Source organism: Mesorhizobium sp. WSM3866 (assembly GCF_002294795.1).
Lineage (GTDB): Bacteria > Pseudomonadota > Alphaproteobacteria > Rhizobiales > Rhizobiaceae > Mesorhizobium.
The window spans coordinates 18,991-39,150 of sequence record NZ_NSGC01000006.1 but is presented as its reverse complement, the minus strand read 5'-3'; the positions used below and the strand labels follow the sequence as shown (position 1 = coordinate 39,150).

The 20,160-nt window shown below is 64.8% G+C and carries 22 protein-coding genes; 12 read left to right on the top strand and 10 right to left on the bottom strand.

Annotated features, from left to right (window positions below):
- Positions 1-182: 182 nt before the first annotated feature.
- Positions 183-1,157 carry a hypothetical protein gene (locus CK222_RS15345; protein WP_095801114.1) on the top strand — a complete coding sequence of 325 codons (975 nt, stop codon included), beginning with the start codon at positions 183-185 and terminating at the stop codon, positions 1,155-1,157.
- A 14-nt stretch (positions 1,158-1,171) separates the two neighbouring features.
- Here CK222_RS15345 and moaB read toward each other — a convergent pair whose 3' ends face one another.
- The 6 genes from moaB to CK222_RS15315 form a co-directional block, all read right to left on the bottom strand.
- Positions 1,172-1,720, bottom strand: a complete 549-nt coding sequence (gene moaB, locus CK222_RS15340) for a molybdenum cofactor biosynthesis protein B (RefSeq protein ID WP_066999023.1) — start codon at positions 1,718-1,720, stop codon at positions 1,172-1,174.
- Entirely contained in the window at positions 1,720-2,601 is an 882-nt protein-coding gene (locus tag CK222_RS15335) for a 4-(cytidine 5'-diphospho)-2-C-methyl-D-erythritol kinase (protein ID WP_095800920.1), read from the bottom strand. Before CK222_RS15335 ends, moaB begins: the two co-directional genes overlap by 1 nt.
- Positions 2,602-2,627: 26 nt before the next feature.
- Positions 2,628-2,813: a hypothetical protein gene (locus CK222_RS15330; RefSeq protein ID WP_066999017.1), complete on the bottom strand. Its 186-nt coding sequence runs from the start codon at positions 2,811-2,813 to the stop codon at positions 2,628-2,630.
- Positions 2,814-2,897: 84 nt separating this feature from the next.
- On the bottom strand, positions 2,898-3,755 hold the full coding sequence (locus CK222_RS15325) for a S49 family peptidase (protein ID WP_095800919.1): 858 nt from the start codon (positions 3,753-3,755) through the stop codon (positions 2,898-2,900).
- 108 nt (positions 3,756-3,863) lie between these two features.
- Positions 3,864-4,658, bottom strand: a complete 795-nt coding sequence (locus tag CK222_RS15320) for a methyltransferase (protein ID WP_176477650.1) — start codon at positions 4,656-4,658, stop codon at positions 3,864-3,866.
- Entirely contained in the window at positions 4,658-4,882 is a 225-nt protein-coding gene (locus CK222_RS15315; protein WP_066999078.1) for a DUF2007 domain-containing protein, read from the bottom strand. Before CK222_RS15315 ends, CK222_RS15320 begins: the two co-directional genes overlap by 1 nt.
- A gap of 162 nt (positions 4,883-5,044) precedes the next feature.
- On the opposite strand from CK222_RS15315, the gene CK222_RS15310 reads away from it, so the two are divergent.
- From CK222_RS15310 to CK222_RS15290, 5 genes are all read left to right on the top strand, one after another.
- Positions 5,045-6,058, top strand: coding sequence for a polyprenyl synthetase family protein (locus tag CK222_RS15310; protein ID WP_095801112.1), 1,014 nt, complete (start codon positions 5,045-5,047; stop codon positions 6,056-6,058).
- 107 nt (positions 6,059-6,165) lie between these two features.
- Positions 6,166-6,831 carry a GntR family transcriptional regulator gene (locus tag CK222_RS15305; protein ID WP_095800918.1) on the top strand — a complete coding sequence of 222 codons (666 nt, stop codon included), beginning with the start codon at positions 6,166-6,168 and terminating at the stop codon, positions 6,829-6,831.
- A 187-nt stretch (positions 6,832-7,018) separates the two neighbouring features.
- Positions 7,019-7,627 (top strand): biotin transporter BioY, encoded by a 609-nt coding sequence (locus CK222_RS15300; protein WP_095800917.1) that lies wholly within the window; start codon positions 7,019-7,021, stop codon positions 7,625-7,627.
- A complete protein-coding gene (locus CK222_RS15295; RefSeq protein ID WP_095800916.1) occupies positions 7,624-8,040 on the top strand; it encodes a DUF1284 domain-containing protein in 417 nt (138 codons plus the stop codon). The genes CK222_RS15300 and CK222_RS15295 overlap by 4 nt, the downstream gene beginning before the upstream one ends.
- 186 nt (positions 8,041-8,226) lie before the next feature.
- Positions 8,227-10,002 (top strand): tetratricopeptide repeat protein, encoded by a 1,776-nt coding sequence (locus tag CK222_RS15290; protein WP_095800915.1) that lies wholly within the window; start codon positions 8,227-8,229, stop codon positions 10,000-10,002.
- A gap of 45 nt (positions 10,003-10,047) precedes the next feature.
- Here the strand turns inward: CK222_RS15290 and CK222_RS15285 are convergent, their stop codons facing one another.
- Entirely contained in the window at positions 10,048-10,509 is a 462-nt protein-coding gene (locus CK222_RS15285; RefSeq protein ID WP_095800914.1) for a GNAT family N-acetyltransferase, read from the bottom strand.
- Positions 10,510-10,681: 172 nt separating this feature from the next.
- On the opposite strand from CK222_RS15285, the gene CK222_RS15280 reads away from it, so the two are divergent.
- The gene (locus CK222_RS15280) at positions 10,682-11,626 is read left to right on the top strand and encodes a glycine--tRNA ligase subunit alpha (RefSeq protein ID WP_082954005.1); all 945 of its coding nucleotides are present in this window, start codon (positions 10,682-10,684) and stop codon (positions 11,624-11,626) included.
- Here CK222_RS15280 and CK222_RS15275 read toward each other — a convergent pair.
- A complete protein-coding gene (locus tag CK222_RS15275) occupies positions 11,623-11,802 on the bottom strand; it encodes a hypothetical protein (protein ID WP_095800913.1) in 180 nt (59 codons plus the stop codon). The genes CK222_RS15280 and CK222_RS15275 overlap by 4 nt on opposite strands.
- 253 nt (positions 11,803-12,055) lie before the next feature.
- On the opposite strand from CK222_RS15275, the gene CK222_RS15270 reads away from it, so the two are divergent.
- Positions 12,056-12,454, top strand: coding sequence for a DUF559 domain-containing protein (locus tag CK222_RS15270; RefSeq protein WP_095800912.1), 399 nt, complete (start codon positions 12,056-12,058; stop codon positions 12,452-12,454).
- Positions 12,455-12,523: 69 nt separating this feature from the next.
- Positions 12,524-14,956: a glycine--tRNA ligase subunit beta gene (gene glyS, locus CK222_RS15265; protein WP_095800911.1), complete on the top strand. Its 2,433-nt coding sequence runs from the start codon at positions 12,524-12,526 to the stop codon at positions 14,954-14,956.
- 57 nt (positions 14,957-15,013) lie between these two features.
- Here the strand turns inward: glyS and CK222_RS15260 are convergent, their stop codons facing one another.
- Positions 15,014-15,496: a hypothetical protein gene (locus CK222_RS15260; RefSeq protein ID WP_095800910.1), complete on the bottom strand. Its 483-nt coding sequence runs from the start codon at positions 15,494-15,496 to the stop codon at positions 15,014-15,016.
- Between the two features lie 276 nt (positions 15,497-15,772).
- On the opposite strand from CK222_RS15260, the gene CK222_RS15255 reads away from it, so the two are divergent.
- The 3 genes from CK222_RS15255 to CK222_RS15245 all read left to right on the top strand — a co-directional run bounded on the left by CK222_RS15255 (position 15,773) and on the right by CK222_RS15245 (position 18,996).
- Complete coding sequence (locus CK222_RS15255; RefSeq protein ID WP_176477649.1) at positions 15,773-16,735, top strand: L-threonylcarbamoyladenylate synthase; 963 nt, start codon at positions 15,773-15,775, stop codon at positions 16,733-16,735.
- 79 nt (positions 16,736-16,814) lie between these two features.
- Entirely contained in the window at positions 16,815-18,245 is a 1,431-nt protein-coding gene (locus CK222_RS15250; protein ID WP_095800908.1) for an FAD-binding oxidoreductase, read from the top strand.
- Between the two features lie 184 nt (positions 18,246-18,429).
- Positions 18,430-18,996: a DUF6101 family protein gene (locus CK222_RS15245; RefSeq protein WP_095800907.1), complete on the top strand. Its 567-nt coding sequence runs from the start codon at positions 18,430-18,432 to the stop codon at positions 18,994-18,996.
- 164 nt (positions 18,997-19,160) lie between these two features.
- On the opposite strand, the gene ubiA is transcribed toward CK222_RS15245, so the two are convergent.
- Positions 19,161-20,144: a 4-hydroxybenzoate octaprenyltransferase gene (gene ubiA, locus CK222_RS15240; RefSeq protein ID WP_067327822.1), complete on the bottom strand. Its 984-nt coding sequence runs from the start codon at positions 20,142-20,144 to the stop codon at positions 19,161-19,163.
- Positions 20,145-20,160: the final 16 nt, after the last annotated feature.

Below are 20,160 nucleotides of genomic sequence, written 5' to 3'. Positions count from 1 at the left end.
TCCTCTCCAGAAGGCGAGAAGATAGAAGAGGTCGCCAAACTTTTGCCGGCCCATTCTATTGTGCATTGCACAAAAACCTGCAGTGGATTAGCATCTGCTTGAAGCGGGACAATCGGGATTGGGTGACGATGAAGCGGCAGACGGCTGGCGCTTCGTCGGACGCCGTGCATACGAGGAACCCGATGAACCTTGGTACTCCAGACAATTCAGGCGCGGCCAGCCTGGAGGCGATCGCTCGTAATGGCAGCCTGTTCAGGCGCATCGCCGTGCGCATCCCGACCTATCTGAAAGATCTACGCGAAAATCCGGCCTGGCTGCCGATGTTCGTGCTGGCGCGCACCATGCCGGGGCGCCGCATGCACTGGCTAGGCGCCAGACGCGTTCGCCCGCTCGACAATGCGGGAGAGACGATGTTTGCCGGCGTCGATCGCGAGGCGGTGGTCGCGGCGCTTCGCTCCGATGGACTGTTTTCGGGGTTCACGCTGCCGTCGGCGATCCATGAGGAGATCGCCGTTTTTGCGCAACGCACGCCCTGTTTCGGCAATTTCGACCGCCGTCTCGAATTCATTCCGGGCGACCATGCCGAGGCGGAGAAGCGTTTCGGCCGCTCGCTGCTCAGCGGGCATTATTTCGAACGCATCCTCGATTGCCCGGCGGCGCTTGCCATCCAGCGGGATCCGCTGCTCCTCGAGGTCGCGCAGCACTATCTCGGCGGCCAGGCGAAACTGATCACGACGCGCGTGTGGTGGAGCTTTCCGACCGGCAAGGCCTCGGATGCCGACAAGAATCTCGCCTCGCTCGGCAAATACCATTTCGATCTCGACGATTGGCGGATGCTGAAATTCTTCTTCTATCTGGTGCCGGTCGACGCCGGCACCGGCCCGCATGTCTATGTCCGCGGCAGCCACAGGCGCCGCGCGCTCAAGCACCAGCTCACGCTTCTGGTCGGCCACCCCGCGGAAGACGTGCTGGACGTCTACGGTCCGGAAAGCGCTGCGACGCTGACGGGCGAGGCGGGCCTCGGCTTCGTCGAGGATCCGTTCGGCTTCCATATGGGAACGGTGCCGACGCATACGCCGCGGCTGATGATGGAAATCGGCTTCGGCGTCTCGCGGCCGTCGCGCCGCCGCTTCCACGGCGAGCCGGTCATCCGCTGAGCCGGACGGGGCCGCTACTCCGGCTTGCCGCGGCGCCTGAGGTGCTCGTCCAGCCGCGGCATGATCTCGACGAAGTTGCAGGGCATGTGCCGGTAGTCAAGCTGCGCCTTGATGATGCCGTCCCAAGCATCCTTGCACGCGCCGGGCGAGCCCGGCAGCACGAAGATAAAGGTGGCGTTGACGACGCCGCCGGTCGCCCGGCTCTGGATCGTCGATGTGCCGATCTTGTCATAGGAAATCCGGTGGAAGACTTCCGAAAAGCCGTCCATGCGCTTTTCGAAAATCGGCTCCAGCGCTTCCGGCGTTACGTCGCGGCCGGTGAAGCCGGTGCCACCCGTGGTGATAACGACGTCCACCGTTTCATCCCTCGACCAGGCGAGCACTTTTTCGCGGATCTTCTCGCGGTCGTCGGTGACGATGTCGCGAGCCACCAGTATATGGCCAGCCTCTGCGATGCGGTCGGCCAATATCTGCCCGGATTTGTCCTCGGCCAGGCTGCGCGTGTCGGAAACGGTCAGCACCGCGATGCGCACCGGGATGAAGGGGCGGCTTTCGTTGGCCATCAGTCGGTCTCCATGCTGCGCGTCGCGGCCACGAACCAACTGGGATGGCGTCGGCGGATGTCGATCGCCGCGCGCTTGGCGACATTGCCAGTCTCGAACAGGCCGAAGCAGGTAGCGCCGGAGCCCGACATGCGGGCAAAGGCGGCTCCCGCTTTTTTCAGCGCCTTGAGCGCATCGCCAATCGCCGGTTGGATGGCGCGAGCGGCAGGTTCGAGATCGTTCCGCGTCGTGTCCAGCCAATTGCGTATGCCGTGAAAATCGAGCCGGCCGGGCAGCGGCGGCAATGCCTCATTGTCAGGTTTGGAAAGCGCTTTGAACACTTCGGGTGTCGAAACGGCCACGCCCGGGTTGACCAGGATGAGCGCCAGCGCCGGAAACTCCGTCAGCGGCGACACTTCATCGCCAATGCCGCGCGCAATGAGCGGCCTTGCCTTGAGGCACATCGGCAGATCGGCGCCGAGCGTCAGCCCGATCCGCGCCAGCCCCGCCTCCCCGATGTCGAGCTTCCAGAGGCGCGAAAGGCCGTTGAGCGCCGCCGCCGCGTCGCTCGAGCCGCCGCCGACGCCGGAAGCGACCGGCAGGTTCTTCTCCAGCCGGATGGCGACTGGTGGCGTCTGTTGCGCGCCGGCTTCCCGCCGCAACGCGTCGCGCGCTTTGAGTACCAGATTGTCGCCATCGATTGGCACGCCGGCGGCGAAGGGGCCAGACACCGAAAACGCATCGTCTTGCGCCAGCTCGATCTCGAGCCGGTCGCCAAAGCGCGTGAACACGGCAAGGCTATCGAGCAGGTGGTAACCGTCCGCGCACCGTCCGGTGACATGCAGCGCGAGGTTGATCTTGGCAGGCGCAAGCCATGTCCGGGACTTGGCCTCGGCCTCCAGAATGTCGGCTGCTGGCGAGATGGTGTTCAGTCCTTAGCCAGACGGTACTCGCCGGTCTTCGGATCCTTGACCAGCGTTCCCATCGTGCCGTTGGCCGCCTGCTTCTCGGTGCGCCGGATCTTGGCCGTCACGCGCTCGGCCTCGCGTACGAAAGCGCGATAACCGAAATAGGCGGCGGCGCCGACGACAACGAAGAAAATGATCTGCGGCATCTCACAACTCCTCCCGCGTTTCTCGCGGCAAGGCCGGCCGGATGGGTCGGTCAAGCGGCCATGCTAGACGCAATCATGGCTTTTTCAAAGCCCGAAGCGCGCCCACAGCGCGCGCTCTTCCGCCGCATCGATGACGCCGCCGGCCGCGGCCGCGGCGATGTCCGGCGCCGAAAAACGCGATCCGAACAGGCCGAAACGGCCGAAAAGCCCGCGCGGCGCGGTGATCAGCCTGAGCTGCGTCTTTTCGCCGAAACGGGTCTTGAGCACGCTGCGCATGTCGCCCAGCGCATCGACGAGGCCGAGCTCGAGACCCTTTTTGGCGGTCCAGAACAGTCCGGTGAACAGATCCGGGTCGTCCTTGAGCTTGGTGCCGCGCCGTTCCTTGACGAGATCGATGAAGGTCTCGTGCACTTCGAGCTGCAAGGCTTTCAGCCGCTCGACGTCTTCCCTCTTTTCCGGCTTGAAGGGGTCGAGCACGGCCTTGTTCTGGCCCGCGGTGTGGACGCGCCGCTCGATGCCGATCTTCTTCATCAGCTCCGGGAAGCCGAAGGAGGCGGAGACGACGCCGATCGAGCCAACGATCGAGGAAGGGTCGGCGAAGATCTCGTCGCCGGCGATTGCGATCATGTAGCCGCCGGAGGCCGCCACATCCTCGATGAAGACGAGCACTCGTCTGTCCTTCTCTGCCGCCAAGTCGCGGATGCGCTTGAAGATCAGCCGCGACTGCACCGGCGAGCCGCCCGGCGAGTTGATCGAAATCGCAATCGCCGGCGCGTCGAAGCCGAACGCCTTCTCGATGAGCCCGGCCGTCGAGGCGAGCGACAGGCTTGGCCGGAACTGGCCGCCGCCGGGCATGATCGTGCCATGCAGCCGGATGACCGGAATGGTGACGACTGTCGAGCGCCAGGATTTCGGCAGCAGGCGGTTGAAGAAGCGTTTCACGAAAGCTTGTCTCCACAAGAGATGCTAGAGCAAGGTCAGACCTCATCCTTACTCCCGGGCATGTAGGAATTCGCCGCGCAACGGCAATGCCGCATCGCCGGCCTCTGATCAATCGCCGAACAGCGACGCCAGCCCGTTGTTGATCATTTCGGTCCGCTCCGTCGGCTCGTTGCCGGATGCGCCGTGCAAGGTGAGCGGAGGCCGGATCGACAGTTTTCCGCGCGCGCCGAGCACCGCCCTGACGACGATGCGGATCGCCGCCGCGTCTGGGCGCGGGTGCACGCAGAGCATCTCGGCATCGCCGAAGCGGCCTTCCATCGCATCCAGGATGGCGACAAGCTGCTCCGGCCGCGCAATCGCCGCCAGTCCGCCGCGCGGCTTGACGACGGCAGCCGCACTTCTGACCCAGCGCTCGAACAGGCCGTCCTCCGCGACATGCGCTTCTCTGCGCAGCGCGTCCGGCGTTGCGCGGTCTTGCGCCGCGTTGAAGGGCGGGTTCATGACGACGAAGTCGAACGAATTGTCGGCAAGTCCGGCTCCGTGCCGTGCCCGTCCCGCAAGCGTGACGTCGGCCTTAAGCACCGAGGCGCGGTCGCCGAGATGCGCGTTCCCGGGGTGGGCAAGCGTGGCCGCGGCAAAGGCCGCCATCTCCGCGGAACGCTCGACCAGAACCGCGTGTGCCAAAGGGCAGCGCGACAGCACGGCGAGCGTCGCCGCACCGGCGCCCGCGCCGAAATCGGCGAGCCGGCCGGAAAAGCCGGACGGGACGGCAGCAGCCAGCATCATGGCGTCCATGCCGGCACGGTGGCCTTGTCGCGGCTGCACCAGCCAGAAGCGCCCGCGATGGAAGGCGTCGACCGTGTGGGCCGGCGTGTCCGGGGCGAGGGCGGTTGATGCTGCCATTATTGCCGGCGGATCTCGTTCTCGATGCCGGCATCCTTCAGGATGCGCCGCGCGGCATCGGCTTTCTCGGCATCGACCATGACGCGCCTGGGCAGGATGCCGATCGATCCGTCGAGCACGCTCATGTTCTGGTCGGCGACGAAGCAGGCGATGCCGGCGTCGCGCATGAGCGATTCGACGAAGGAGATGAGGACGGCGTCGTTGGTGCGGACAAGCTCGATCATGGAATGAAAATCGCAGGTTGCGGCGCTCATGTAAACGCCAGGGCAGCCCAGCGCCAGCCAAACCGCGCCAATTCGCCTCTTGCCGTGCGCGGTTGTGCCGACCTAGAGTCCCACCGGGACCAGGGTGTTGTCGGGCGCGTCAATGAGACGGGAGTGATCGTGGTGGGTGTCGTTCTGAATATCGAAGGCAAGCGGGAACCTGCTTCCATCCAGGATCTCATCGACCTGACGGCAGCCGACATGGGACGGGTCAACGAGCTGATCCTGTCGAAGGCCGGCTCCGACGTCGAGATGATCCCGGAGGTCGCCAACCACCTGATCTCGTCCGGCGGCAAGCGGCTGCGGCCGATGCTGACGCTCGCCGCCGCCCAGATGTTCGGCTATGCGGGCGAGGGGCACGTCAAGCTCGCCACCGCAGTCGAATTCATGCACACCGCGACGCTGCTCCACGATGACGTCGTCGACGAGAGCGCGCTTCGCCGCGGCAAGAAGACGGCGCGCATGATCTGGGGCAACCAGGCGAGCGTGCTGGTCGGCGACTTCCTGCTCGGCCAGGCTTTTCGCATGATGGTCGAAGTCGGCTCGCTGGAGGCTCTCGACATCCTGTCGAGCGCCGCCTCCATCATCGCCGAGGGCGAGGTGATGCAGCTTGCGGCTGCCAAGAATCTGGAGACCACCGAGGACGAGCACTTCGCCGTCATCAAGGCCAAGACCGCCGCCCTGTTCTCGGCCGCCGCCGAGGTCGGTCCGGTGATCGCGCTCGCTTCCCGCACCGACCGGGCGGCGCTGCGCTCCTATGGCATGAATCTCGGCCTTGCCTTCCAGCTCATAGACGACGCGCTGGACTATGGCGGCTCCAGCAAGGATCTCGGCAAGAATGTCGGCGACGATTTCCGCGAGGGCAAGGTGACGCTGCCGGTGATCCTCGCCTATCGGCGGGGCACCAAGGCCGAGCGCACCTTCTGGAAGCGCGCCATCGAGGAAAATGTCGCCGACGATGCCGGGCTCGAAAAGGCGATCGGTCTGATGACCCGCCATGGCGCCATCGCCGACACGATTGGCCGCGCCCGTCACTTCGGCGAGATCGCCCGCGACGCGCTCGCGCCGCTGGAGGCGACGCCGCAGAAATCGGCGCTGATCGACGTCATCGATTTCTGCATCAGCCGCGTCAACTGAGCGCCTGTCGGTTCTCCTTGGCATCGCCTGGCGTCCGCCGGGCGGGCGCCTGTGATTCCGCTCTGGCCGTCTCGACAAACGGCCGCTCAGCAAATTATCTATAAAACATGGCCACCACAGAGGACACGATCGCCGTCCGCATCAGCAAGGAACTGGCGGACCGCATCATTTCGGGCGCTATCGAGCCCGGATCGCGGCTGCGCCAGGATCATGTCGCCGAGGAATTCGGCACCAGCCACGTGCCGGTGCGCGAGGCCTTCCGCCGCCTCGAGGCGCAGGGTTTGGCGATCAGCGAGCCGCGCCGCGGCGTGCGTGTGGCCGCTTTCGATCTCGGCGAGGTCAGGGAAGTGGCCGAGATGCGCGCCGCGCTCGAAGTGTTGGCGCTGCGCCACGCCGCGCCGCATCTGACGCCGGCGATCCTCGACCGCGCCGAGGAGGCGACCAAGGCGGGCGACAAATCCCGCGATGTCCGCTCCTGGGAGGAGGCCAATCGCACCTTCCACCGCTTGATCTTGACGCCCTGCAACATGCCGCGCCTGCTTTCCACCATCGACGACCTGCATGCCGCAAGCGCGCGTTTCCTGTTCGCCGCCTGGCGCTCCGAATGGGAGACCCGCACCGATCAGGATCACCGGGCGATCCTGAGCGCGCTGAGGCAAGGCAACACGGAATCGGCCGCCGCCACGCTCGGCCGGCATGTGCAATGGATCGGCCAAAAACCGGTCAAGACCGCTTCCGGCAGGACTCGCGACGCCTTCGCCATCGTCGGCTAGCGCGAGAACGCAGACACAGCTGCCTTTCTGCGCTCCGTAGCAGTCAAATGTCGGTGAATGGCTGAGCCTCATTGCTCCTGCGATCTGCCTCCGCAAGGCAGCGCTTGCTATCTCCGCAAAATTGTGGATTCGATAATAGATCGATTGCAGGAATTATCTATAATTTCAACTCAACCAGGGCCTCACCGTGACAAACATCGCCGTTTCGACCCGCCAGTCTTCCTTCAGCCCGCTCCAACTGCACAGCCGCTCCGTTGCCTGGCAGTTCGGCGCCGTCGTCCTCGGCTCGCTGTTCCTGGCGCTGTCATCCTATATCGAGGTGCCGATGGTGCCGGTTCCGGTGACCATGCAGACCTTCGCGGTGACGCTGGTCGGTGCGCTCTATGGCTGGCGCTTCGGCGCGCTGACCATCGCGGCCTGGCTTGTCGAGGGTGCCGCCGGCTTCCCGGTTCTGGCCGGCGGTGCGGCCGGCGTGCAGCATTTTATGGGCCCGACCGGCGGCTATCTCTTCTCCTTCCCGATCGTCGGTGCGATCGTCGGCTGGCTGGCCGAGCGCGGCTGGAACGGCAATCGGGTGATGCTTGCCTTCGCCGCCATGCTCATCGGCAATCTTCTCTGCCTGGTGCTCGGCACGGCCTGGCTTGCCGCCATGATCGGCGCCGAGAAGGCCATCACCTTCGGCTTCCTGCCCTTCATTGTCGGCGGCCTCCTGAAGTCGGCGCTGGGCGCCGCGACGCTGAAGCTCTTTTCCACCTATCGGGCCGAACCGCGCGACCGCTCGTCAAAGATGCAATGACTGTCAGGCTGCGCGCCCACCATCTGCTCTGCCTGCTGACCTATGTCGGCAAAGGCTACTCGCCCGCCTTCACCGCCAACTACGACAAGGTGGTGAAGCGGCTGGGCGAGGGCGAGGCGGTCCTGATCGTGTCCGGGCCGGACGCCATCTGCGCCCCGATGCTGGACGAGCGCGAGCCGCACTGCCTGGGCGAAGGCGCCGCCGAGCGCGACGCGCTCGCGGCGCGCGACGTCGGCGCTCTCCTCGGCCGGCCCGTCCGGGCCGGCGACCGGCTCGTGTTGGATGCCTCCAGCCTGGCGCCGATGCGCAAGGCGTTTTCCTCCGGCCTGACGCGTCAGGCGTGCTCGGGCTGCGAATGGTCCGACCTGTGCAGCGCGGTTGCCCTCAGCGGATTCCAAGATACGCGTCTTTAGGCGGCGCTGTCTGCGGCTTCCCGCGCCGGACTTTTTGGATGCACGCCGTATTTTTTAAGCCCGATGATTGCATTGTGATTCGCTGCGGATTGAAGCCTGACCCCAAAAAGGCCATGCTTTGTCGGGAAAACATCGACTCTGTGGGCGGTCCGCCAAGGGGGATCGCGTCTGGCTGAAAGGGATACAATGCGGCAAGGACGTGCGCGCTGGCTGACGAGGCTGGCATTTTTAGCGGGTGTGGCGCTGTCGGTGCTGCCTGCCCATGCCAAGGAAAACTCCCAACCGGTCCAGATCACGTCCTTTTCGGGCGCCTATCTTGCCGCCCATATTGCCGAAAGCGACAACGATCTCGACAATGCCATCGCCTATTACAAGCAGGCGCTGGCCTTTGCCCCCAATGACACCGAGCTGCAGCAGAGCCTCATGCTGGCGCTGGTCGCCCAGGGCCGCTTCGAGGAATCGCTGGTCTATGCCGACAAGCTCAAGGAAGTTCCCGATGTCGAGCGCTTCTCACGTCTGGCGCTTGCCATCGACTCCTTCCACAAGAAGGACTACGCCAAGGCTCAGTACTGGCTGAAGCTGTCGCTCGAATCCGATCTCGACCGGCTGCTCTCCGGCGTCATGGACGGTTGGGCCAAGGAAGGCGCGGGCGATGCCTCCGAGGCGATGGCTTCGATCGACAAGCTGAAGGGGCCGGACTGGTTCGGCCTGTTCAAGTCCTTCCATCGCGCCCTCATCGCCGACGCCGCCGGCCTTTCCGCCAAGGCCGATGAGATCTACGCCGCCACCCTGGCCGATACCGCCGCCGGCGGCTCCGCGCCCGAGACGTGGATGCGCAATGCCCAGGCCTATGCCTCGTTCCTCGCCCGCAAGGGCGACAAGACAAAGGCGATGGCGGTGCTGAACCAGGCCGAAGCCTTCGCGCCTGGCAAGCTCGAAATCACCACGCTGCGCGACAGGATCAGCAAGGGCGACAAGATCGAGCCCCTGGTCGCTACCCCGGCCGACGGCGCCTCGGAAATCCTGCTCGACCTCGCCACCGCGCTCAACCGTGGCGGCGGCGAGCCTTTCGTGAGGCTCTATCTGCAATATGCGCTGGCGCTGAAGCCGGACAGCGACGCCGCCCTCGTGCAGCTCGCCGCCGTCGCCGAGCAGCTGAAGGACGGCGAAGGCGCGATCGCGCTCTATCGGCGCATTCCGGCCTCCTCGCCATTGAAGGAGCTTTCTGAGCTGCAGCTTGGCCTGAACCTTGCCGACATTGACCGTCACGACGAAGCCATCGCGCATCTCAAGGGCTATGTCGATGCGCACCCGACCGACATGCGCGGCTACCTGGCGCTTGGCGGCGTCTACTCCTCCAAGGAGGACTACCGTTCGGCTGCCAATCTCTACGACAAGGCGGTCGAACAGCTGAAGACGCCGACCGCCGCCAACTGGAACATCTTCTACCAGCGCGGCATCGCCTATGAGCGGCTGAAGGAATGGCCGAAGGCCGAGCCCAATTTCCGCAAGGCTCTGGAGCTGCAGCCCGACCAGCCGCAAGTTCTGAATTATCTCGGCTATTCCTGGGTCGACATGAACATGAACCTCAAGGAAGGCCTGGCGATGATCCAGAAGGCCGTGGATCTCAGGCCAAGCGACGGCTACATCGTCGACTCGCTTGGCTGGGCCTATTACCGCCTCGGCCGCTTCGACGACGCCGTGCGCGAAATGGAGCGCGCCGTGTCGCTGAAGCCCGAGGATCCGGTTCTCAACGACCATCTGGGCGACGCCTATTGGCGCGTCGGCCGCAAGCTGGAAGCGACCTTCCAGTGGACCCAGGCACGCGACCTGAAGCCGGACCCGGATGTGCTCGCCACCTTGCAGCAGAAGCTGCTGAAGGGCCTGCCGCCGATCGAGTCCAACACGGCGCAGGAAACGCCGAAGGTGAAACCGGTCCCGCCCGCGGCGCCGAAGGGCTGAGGCGCACATTTCTGCAGTTTGGCGGGGCCCTTGCCCCGCAACGTTTCAAAACATCTTGCGGTAGACGACGAACCCCGAGCGCTCGCCGATCCTGTCATAGAGCTGCATGGCGGTGTGGTTGGTCTCGTGCGTCAGCCAGTAGACGCGACCCGAGCCCGCGGCTTTGGCGCGCTCGTAAACGCCTTCGATCAGCGCCCGGCCGACGCCTTGGCCGCGCGCGGCTTGTGAGGTGAAGAGATCCTGCAGATAGCAGTTCGGCCCGATCGCCGTGGTCGAGCGGTGGTAGAGATAATGGACGAGGCCGAGAAGCTTGCCGTCGCGCTCGGCCACCAGAGCATGCACCGGCTCGTAAGCGTCGAAGAAGCGCGACCAGGTCATCTGGGTGATCTCGCCGGCAAGCGCGGTCTCGCCCGAGCGGCCGTAGAATTCGTTGTAGCCGTCCCAGAGCGGCAGCCACTGCTCGTAATCCTGCTGGGTGACGGGGCGGACGGTGAGTTGACCACGCATGGCGGGAACCTTTGTCGTTGCGGCTCACCGAAGCAAACGGCCCGCGTGAGCGGCCTTCAATGGGCCAGCCGCCGGCAAAGCGTTCAACCTCTCCTCGATGCGGCGCCGTGCCTTGACGCTTGCCGGCCCGGCAACTAGGGAAAGCCCACTCCCAGCGCTTTCCGAGGCCGCCGTGACCGTCGAGATCCCTGCCCACATGCATCCCAGCCGCTCCTTCCAGGGGCTGATCCTGACCTTGCACAACTACTGGGCAGCTTACGGCTGCGTCATCCTGCAGCCCTACGACATGGAAGTCGGCGCCGGCACCTTCCATCCCGCCACCACTTTGCGCGCGCTCGGCCCGTTGCGCTGGAACGCGGCTTACGTGCAGCCGTCGCGCCGGCCGAAGGACGGCCGCTACGGCGAGAACCCGAACCGGCTGCAGCATTACTATCAATATCAGGTGATCCTGAAGCCGAACCCGCCGAACCTGCAGGAGCTCTATCTCGGATCGCTGGAAGCCATCGGCGTCGATCCGCTGCTGCATGACATCCGCTTCGTCGAGGACGATTGGGAAAGCCCGACGCTGGGTGCCTGGGGCCTCGGCTGGGAGTGCTGGTGCGACGGCATGGAAGTGTCGCAGTTCACCTATTTCCAGCAGGTCTGCGGCATCGAATGCGCGCCGGTGGCGGGCGAGCTCACCTATGGGCTCGAGCGCCTCGCCATGTATGTGCAGGGCGTCGACAATGTCTATGACTTGAATTTCAACGGCCGCGAGGGGCCTGAGAAGGTCACCTATGGCGACGTGTTCCTGCAGGCCGAGCAGGAATATTCGCGCCACAACTTCGAATTCGCCAACACGGCGATGCTGCTTCGGCATTTCGAGGACGCCGAAGCCGAGTGCAAGGCGCTGCTCGCCGCCGGCGCGCCGGCGTCGAACGACAATTCGTCGATGCACCGTCTGGTTTTCCCCGCCTATGACCAGTGCATCAAGGCCAGCCACGTCTTCAATCTGCTTGACGCCCGCGGCGTGATTTCCGTGACCGAGCGCCAGAGCTACATTCTGCGCGTGCGCAACCTTGCCAAGGCTTGCGGCGAGGCGTTCCTGCAGACGCGGGCGGGCGGCCTGGCGACTTAGCCCAAAGTCACGCTGGCGATCTCGGCGGCGGCCATCGGCAACGTGATCTGGACTGCCGCGGCATCGATCGTGCGCAGTGCCTGTCGCACGCCCGGCATCGAGAATGTGCCATGCATCTGGGCGGCGAAGCAGGCGCTCAGTGCCAGGATCTGCAGGATTCTCGATGCCGTCTTCATGGTCGTTCAGCCAATAGTTCTCCGTCTGAGCGTTGGTCGCTTCAGCGCTGCGTTTGGTTCATGGGGTGTCTGTTCTTATGACGGATGGGCTCGCGTCGTCCCGACAAAGAACTGAAAATTTCCTGAAATAGCTCGAACTGCCGACCGGCAGGCAGGGTGACAGGCGCGAGCCGAGTTGCTATGCGCCCTCTACCTCCCCCTTGATGGGGGAGGTCGCCGCGAAGCGGCGGGTGGGGGTGACGGGCGCTTCCCTATGCCAAAACTTGATCGGTTCAAGCTGCAGTCCGCACGAAGGCTGCGCGCGGCAATGACCGAGGAAGGAACGCAGTGGCGGCACCTCTGGCGTATTCCGGTCGAAGGAACGCACTTTCGTCGACAAGCGTCGGTTGGCGGTTACTATCCTGACTTTATCTCCCATCGGCTGAAGCTGATCATCGAGGTGGATGGCTTCCAACATGGCTTTGATGGCCAGCAGTGCCATGATGCAGTCCGAACGAGATGGTTTGAGAGCCAGGGCTATCGCGTCGTCCGCTTCTGGAACCACGAGATAAAAAACGAACTGGATTCCGTTCTCGATACAATCTATGCGGCTGTGGAAGAACGAAAATCACACCTTGGTCTGCGCGATGGTGCCGAAGGTGCTGGCGGCTGAAACGCCGCCACCCCACCCCGGCGCTGCGCGCCGACCCTCCCCATCAAGGGGAGGGTAAGGAGCTAACTGATGCCTGACCTACTCCTAGAACTCCGCTCGGAAGAGATCCCCGCGCGCATGCAGCGCAAGGCGGCTGGCGATCTTCGCAAGATGCTGGCCGACGGCTTGGTCGAGGCGGGTCTGACCTATGAGGCGGCGCGCGAATACTGGACGCCGCGCCGCCTGGCGCTGGACGTGCGCGGGCTGACGGCGCGCTCGAAGGACATTCGCGAGGAGATCAAGGGCCCCTCGACCACCGCGCCCGACCAGGCGGTGCAGGGTTTTCTGCGCAAGGCCGGCCTTTCGTCGATCGCCGAGGCGCATGTCCATTCCGATCCCAAGAAGGGCGACTTCTACGTCGCCCACATCTCGAAGCCGGGCAGGGCGGCGGAAGAGATCATCGCCGAGCTGGTGCCGGGCATCATCAAGAACTTTCCCTGGCCGAAATCGATGCGTTGGGGCGCGGCCTCGGCCAAGCCCGGCTCGCTGCGCTGGGTGCGGCCGCTGCAATCGATCGTCTGCACCTTCGGCCCGGAGACCGAAGAGCCGGTGGTGGTCGATTTCGAGATCGACGGCATCCGCTCCGGCAACGTCACCTACGGCCACCGCTTCCATGCACCGGGCCCGATCACCGTGCGCCGCTTCGACGACTATGTGGCGAAGCTCGAAGCGGCCAAGGTCGTGCTTGATGCCGACCGGCGCAAGGAGATCATCCTGGCCGATGCCCGCAATGTCGCCTTCGCCAACGGCCTCGATCTCGTCGAGGACGAGGGCCTGCTGGAAGAGGTCTCCGGCCTGGTCGAGTGGCCGGTCGTGCTGATGGGCGAGTTCGAGCAGGATTTTCTCACCATCCCGGCCGAGGTCATTCGCCTAACCATTCGCGCCAATCAGAAATGCTTCGTGACGTCGCGCCCAACCTCCCCGCTAGAGGGGGAGATGTCGGCGAAGCCGACAGAGGGGGGTGCCGTCCCGCCGTTCTCTCAGCGCGAGGCACTCCCCTCTGCCCTGCCGGGCATCTTCCCCTCAAGGGGGGAGATTGGCCAATCGCCACTCTCCGATCGCTTCATCCTGGTTGCCAATATCGAAGCGAAGGACGGCGGCAAAGAGATCGCCTACGGCAATGGCAAGGTGGTGCGGGCGCGTCTCTCAGACGCCCTCTATTTCTGGAAGACCGACCAGGGCGATCTGCCCGACCTCGGCACGCTGCAAGAGTCGGCGGCGAAGTTCGAGCTGGATCTAAAGAAGCCGCTCGACCAGCGCATGGCGCGCCTTGACCATCTCAATGTGACCTTCCATGCCAAGCTTGGCACACAAGGGCAGCGCGTGGCGCGCATCAAGCGCTTGGCCGAGGAATTGGCGCCGACGGTGGCGAAGTCGATCTCCCCCCTTGAGGGGGAGATGGCCGGCAGGCCAGAGGGGGTTGCTTCGGCTGGTGCGACGCATTCTGGCATTTCGAAGAGGGAAGAGGTTGGCACTCCACGCGAGACGACCCCCTCTGTCGCCTCTGGCGACATCTCCCCCTCGAGAGGGGAGATTACCGCGCTCGTCGCCCGCGCCGCGGTGCTCGCCAAGGCCGACCTGCAGACCGAGGTGGTAGGCGAGTTCCCGGAATTGCAGGGCGCCATGGGCCGCAAATATGCGCTGCTCCAGGGTGAGCATCCGTCGGTGGCCGCGGCCGCCGAGGAGCACTACAAACCGCAAGGCCCGTCCGACCGGGTGCCGACCGACCCGGTGTCGATTGCTGTCGCGCTGGCCGACAAGCTCGACACGCTGACCGGCTTCTGGGCGATTGATGAAAAGCCGACAGGCAGCAAGGATCCGTTCGCGCTCAGAAGAGCTGCACTCGGCGTGGTCCGGATCCTGATCGAGAACCGCATTCGCCTCGGACTGACATCGGTCTTCGCCAACGCCTTTTCGAGCTTCGCCGGCGATGCCGCACAAATTTCGGATCTCCTCGGCTTCTTCCATGACCGCCTCAAGGTATATCTCCGCGAAAGCGGTGCACGGTACGATCTGATCGACGCCGTCATCACGCCGCAGTCCGACGACCTTCTGCAGATCGTTCGTCGCGTCGAGGCGCTGGGCAAGTTCCTCGACACGGGGGATGGTAAGAACCTGCTCGCCGGTACCAAGCGCGCCGCCAACATCCTGGCTGCCGAGGAGAAGAAGAAAACACCGGTCGCCCGGATTGTTGAGCCGGCGCTGTTCCGCGAGGATGCGGAAAAGAAGCTGTCTGCCGCGGTGAATCAGGCCGAGAAGGAAGCCGGCCAAGCGATTCAAAACGAAGATTTTTCCGCCGCCATGCTGACGCTTAGCGTCCTGCGTGAACCGGTTGATTCATTCTTTGAAGGGGTTCTCGTGAATGATGAGGACCAGGCCGTGCGCGCCAACCGCCTGGCCCTGCTTGCTCGCATCCGCGCCGCCACCGACCAGGTCGCCGATTTTTCAAAAATCGTCGGCTGACAGCCAGAATGCCGGTCGGAAGCTGCATGCTCCGTAAGGCGCGGGAGGCCGTCGCGCCTACATCGCCTTGCTGAACCGCGGCGGCGTCGGGGCAGCTTCCGGTTGGGCTTCCGGTTGCGTCTCGCCGCCAGACGCGGTTGCCGTCGTGGCGGGGTTGTTCTCGGAAGCCTTGGTATCGCCGTTGGCGGCAGCCTGAGCCGTGCCGTTGGGGGGCGTGGCCGCAGCCGTACCGTTGGGAGGCGTGGCGGCGGGCGCGGTGCCGTTTGCCGGTGTCGCGGCCTCTTTGGCCGGGGCAGTCGCCGCAGGCGTCGCCGAAGCGCCGCCGACGATGCCGCCGCGAATGATCGTCGGCGCCTGCGCGTGCCTCTGTCCGGATTTCTCCGGGATCGCGGCCACTTTCTCATCGATGACGGCTGGCACCGGCTCGCCGAGCGCCACAACTGACGGTGTAGCCTTGCCGGGCTCGATCGCGGCCAGCCTGACAATGGATGGCGTCGAGGTCGCCGCGCCGAGCACGACGATGGACGAAGCCTGTGCCAAGCCGCTCGTCGCCAGAAGACCGATAACGACCGCTCCTAGAGCAATTCCAGGAAAGGGACGTAACAGCTTTCCGTTCGCAATTGCATCGAAGCAAGACATACGCATCACGACAACTCTCCGCCCACCAACCGGAAATCCACACCCTAGCGTCGGCGAATTGATGCCGGCTTGCGCGGAAACCTAACATTTTAGGGATTGATAAATCGCCAATGCCCGCCCTTGCCCCTGCTTCCAAGCCGTATTACGGGACCGGCATGTTCAGGATCGGTGGTGAATTTGGCTGAGATACTTGGCGTCGGCGAGGCGATGGAAAGGGCGCTGGCGCTGCTCGAAGGCGGCGATGTTGTCGCCATCCCGACCGAGACCGTTTACGGACTGGCAGGTGACGCCACCAATGGGGCTGCCGTGGCGCGTATCTTCGAGGCCAAGGGGCGCCCGCGCTTCAACCCGCTGATCGCCCACGTCGCCGACCTCGCCATGGCGACCCGCATTGCTGCGCTCGATCCATTGTCAACAAAGCTGGCGGAAGCTTTCTGGCCCGGTCCGCTGACGCTGGTGTTGCCGCAGCGCGCGGAAAACGGCATCCATCCGCTCGTCACAGCCGGGCTTGACACGATCGCGCTGCGCATGCCGAGAGGCTTCGGCGGCGAGCTGATCGCGAGATTAGGCCGGCCGCTCGCGGCGCCCAGCGCCAATTCCTCCGGCAGGATCAGCGCCACGACGGCCGAGGCCGTGTCGGCCGATCTCGGCGGGAAGATCAAGCTGGTGGTCGACGGCGGCGCGACGCCCGTCGGCCTGGAATCGACGATCGTCAAGATCGAAGACGGCAAGCTGCGTCTGCTACGACCCGGCGGCATCGCTGCCCGGGACATTGGAGCGGTCGCCGGAATTGAGGTGATCCGCGGCGCTACCGGAATCCAGGCGCCCGGCATGCTCGCCTCGCATTACGCGCCGCGCGCATCGATGCGGCTCAACGTCGGCAAGCTCACGAGCGGCGAGGCGCTGCTCGCCTTCGGCCGCGCTCGCGCTGAAGGCTGGCAGGATGCCGTGGCGCTGCGCAATCTTTCCGAGGCGGGGGATCTGCGGGAGGCCGCCGCCAATCTGTTCGCCTATATGCAGGCGCTCGACCGCAGCGGCGCGCCCACTATCGCCGTCGAGCCGATCCCGGCCGACGGCTTGGGCGAGGCGATCAACGACCGGCTCGCGCGCGCCGCCGCCCCGCGTGACAAGATCGACTGAGCCTATCTCTTTGTTTTGACGCAATTCCGGACGGAAAACCGCTTCACACTTTTCCTGGAATTGCTCTAGGTTTGGGCGCATGAACGACCAGCCCTTCGACCTCGATCCTGCCCTCATCGACCGCTTCGCTGCCATCGTCGGCGACAGATACGCGCTGCGCGATCAGGCTGACATCGCGCCATACATCACCGAACGGCGCGGCCTCTGGCATGGCCGGACACCGCTGGTGCTGAGGCCAGGCAGCGTCGAGGAAGTGAGCCGCATCATGCGGCTCGCGACCGAGACCGGCACGCCGGTCGTGCCGCAGAGCGGCAACACCGGGCTGGTCGGCGCCCAAGTGCCGGACAAGTCCGGCCGCGACATCGTGCTCTCGCTGTCGCGGCTGAACCGCATCCGCGAAATCGATGTCCTGTCGAACACCATCACCGCCGAGGCCGGCGTCATCCTGCAGACGCTCCAGGAAGCGGCCGACGCTGCCGACCGGCTGTTCCCGCTGTCGCTTGCGGCCCAAGGCTCCTGCCAGATCGGCGGCAATCTCTCTTCCAATGCCGGGGGCACCGGCGTGCTTGCCTATGGCAATGCGCGCGAGCTTTGCCTCGGCGTCGAAGTGGTGCTGCCGACCGGCGAAGTGTTCGACGATCTGCGCAAGCTGAAGAAGGACAACACCGGCTACGATCTGAAAAACCTCTTCGTCGGCGCCGAGGGCACCCTCGGCGTCATCACCGCCGCGGTGCTGAAGCTCTTTCCGAAGCCGAAGGGCAGGGAGGTTGCCTTCGCCGGCCTGTCGTCGCCTCAGGCAGCGCTCTCGCTGTTCAGCTTGGCGATGGATCGCGCCGGTGCTTCGCTCACGGCTTTCGAGCTGATCGCCAAACGGCCTTACGACTTCACGCTTAAGCATGGGCAAGGGATCACCCGACCGCTGGCGGATGACTGGCCGTGGTATGCCCTGATGCAGGTCTCTTCAGGTCGCTCGGAAGAAGATGGCAAGGCGCTGATCGAGGAGATTCTTTCGGCCGGCCTCGAGCAGGGCATCGTCGGCGATGCGGTGGTGTCGGCAAGTCTTGCCCAGGGCGACGCCTTCTGGAATTTCCGCGAGACGCTGCCCGAATGCCAGAAGCCGGAGGGCGCCTCGATCAAGCACGACATCTCGGTGCCGATCGCCTCGATCCCGGAGTTCATCGAAAAGGCGGCAGGCGTGGTCCAGACTGTCTGTCCCGGCGCCCGCGTCGTCTGCTTCGGCCACATGGGCGACGGCAATCTTCACTACAACATCTCTCGCCCTCTGGATTGGCAGGACGACCCGTTCCTTGAGCTCTACCACCCGATGAACAAGGCCGTGCACGATGTCGTGCGTTCCTTCCACGGCTCGATCTCGGCCGAGCACGGCATCGGCCAATTGAAGCGCGACGAGCTGATCGCCACGGCCCCGCCAATGGCGATCGATCTGATGCGCCGGGTGAAGGCGGCCTTCGACCCGGCCGGCATCATGAATCCCGGTAAGGTTATCTAATTCTTCCAACATCTTGTGGCTGGTCGCATTCCGATAACCATCGGCTCCGATCAGCAAAATTTAACTGACTTTCTTAAGCGCGGCGGTAAGAAGCGAGCGCTAATGTTTCCCGCATAACGAGGCCGGAAAAACCGGCCCGGAGAGAACCGGAAAACGGCCCTCAGGAGAAACAGGAAGGCATTCGATGAACTCTGGACTGAAGCCAGTCTGGGCGGGGCGCAACATGCGTCTCGACCCGTTTCGCCTGCCGCAGATGGTAAGCTATGCCACGCGCGACGACTATGGCGATGTAACCTTCACCATCGACCCGCGCGGCGCCGTCATTCGCCGCACGCTGGAGATGAGCGGCGTGCCGGCGATCATCGCGCTGCCCGCCAATGCCTTCCGTGGTGTCGCCGCCCGCGCCATGGAGGATCCGGACGGCAATGTCACCGTGACTTTGGAACTTCTGCACAATGATCCGATGCTGTCGGTGCCGCTTTTGGTCGCCGACGATCTCGACGACGTCGCCGCCGACTGGCGCGCCTGGGCCGACGCCTATCGCCTGCCGATGCTTCTGATCGAGGCCGACGGCGTCGCCCGCACGCTGGAGGAATCGCTGGGCGCCGCAATCAAAGCGCTGCCGCCGCAGGAACGCCGCCAGGGCCGTGTCTCCAACATGCGCCGCCCGCGCTTCCTCGCCCGCCGCAGGACCGGCAATCTCGGCCTGCGTCTCGTCGTCGGCGGTGAGGAGATTATCGCGCGCGAATAGCTGCGACCCTTCCCTTCTCCCCCCTGTGGGAGAAGGTGTCGCCGAAGGCGACGGATGAGGGGTTCTCCAGGAAACGCCGAGCTCTCACTCCGCTGAAACACCCTCAACCGTCTCGGCACTGCGCGCCGATCCACCCTCCCACGACAAGGGGAGAAGGAGAGGCGCTACACCAGCGGCTTCAGCACCACCCAAAACGCCCCGCCGATCAGCCCCAGAAAAATCAGCCAGCCGACCTGGTTGTTCGACTTGAACAGCTTCAGGCACTGATCGGGATCGTTGATGTCGAGCCGGATGATCTGGCGCGCCATATGCGCGCCGGCGGCAATCAGCCCGGCCAGCGCCGGCATCGGCACTTGAGCCGAGGCAAAGGCGATGGCGAAGCAGGCAAGCGTGCCGCCATAGAGCCCGGTGAGCCAGGTCTTCGTGTTGTCGCCGAACAGGCGTGCCGTCGAGCGCACGCCGACGATGGCGTCGTCTTCCTTGTCCTGATGCGCGTAGATCGTGTCGTAGCCGATCACCCACAGGATCGAGCCGATATAGAGCATGATGGCGGGGCCATCGAGATCGCCGAACTCGACCGCCCAGCCCATCAGCGCGCCCCAGGAGAAGGCGAGCCCGAGCACGAATTGCGGCCAATTGGTGATGCGCTTCATGAACGGGTAGATCGCGACAATGGCCAGCGAGGCGATGCCGAGCGGAATGGCGAAGCTGTTGAACTGCAAAAGCACTGCGAGCCCGACCAGCGCCTGGATGATCAGAAACGCCCAGGCCTGGCGGCGCTTCACCTTGCCGGCCGGCAGCGGCCGCGAGCGGGTGCGCTCGACCTGGTTGTCGATGTCTTCGTCGACGATGTCGTTGTAGGTGCAGCCGGCGCCACGCATGGCGACGGCGCCGATGAAAAACAGGAACAGGTACCAGGGCGCGGGCAACAGCGTCAGCAGCGGATCCGTCGGCCGCGGATAGGCGCTGGCCGCAAGAGCCGCCGACCACCAGCAGGGCCACAAGAGCAGCTGCCAGCCGATCGGCCGGTCCCAGCGCGCAAGCTGCGCATAGGGCCACAGCCAGCGCGGCAGCACCCGGTAAACCCAATGGCCGCTCGGCGCGTCCGCGACGCGGCCCTGGGCTGCTTTCGACTGGATAGTTTCCATCGTGCTGGAGTGGCAG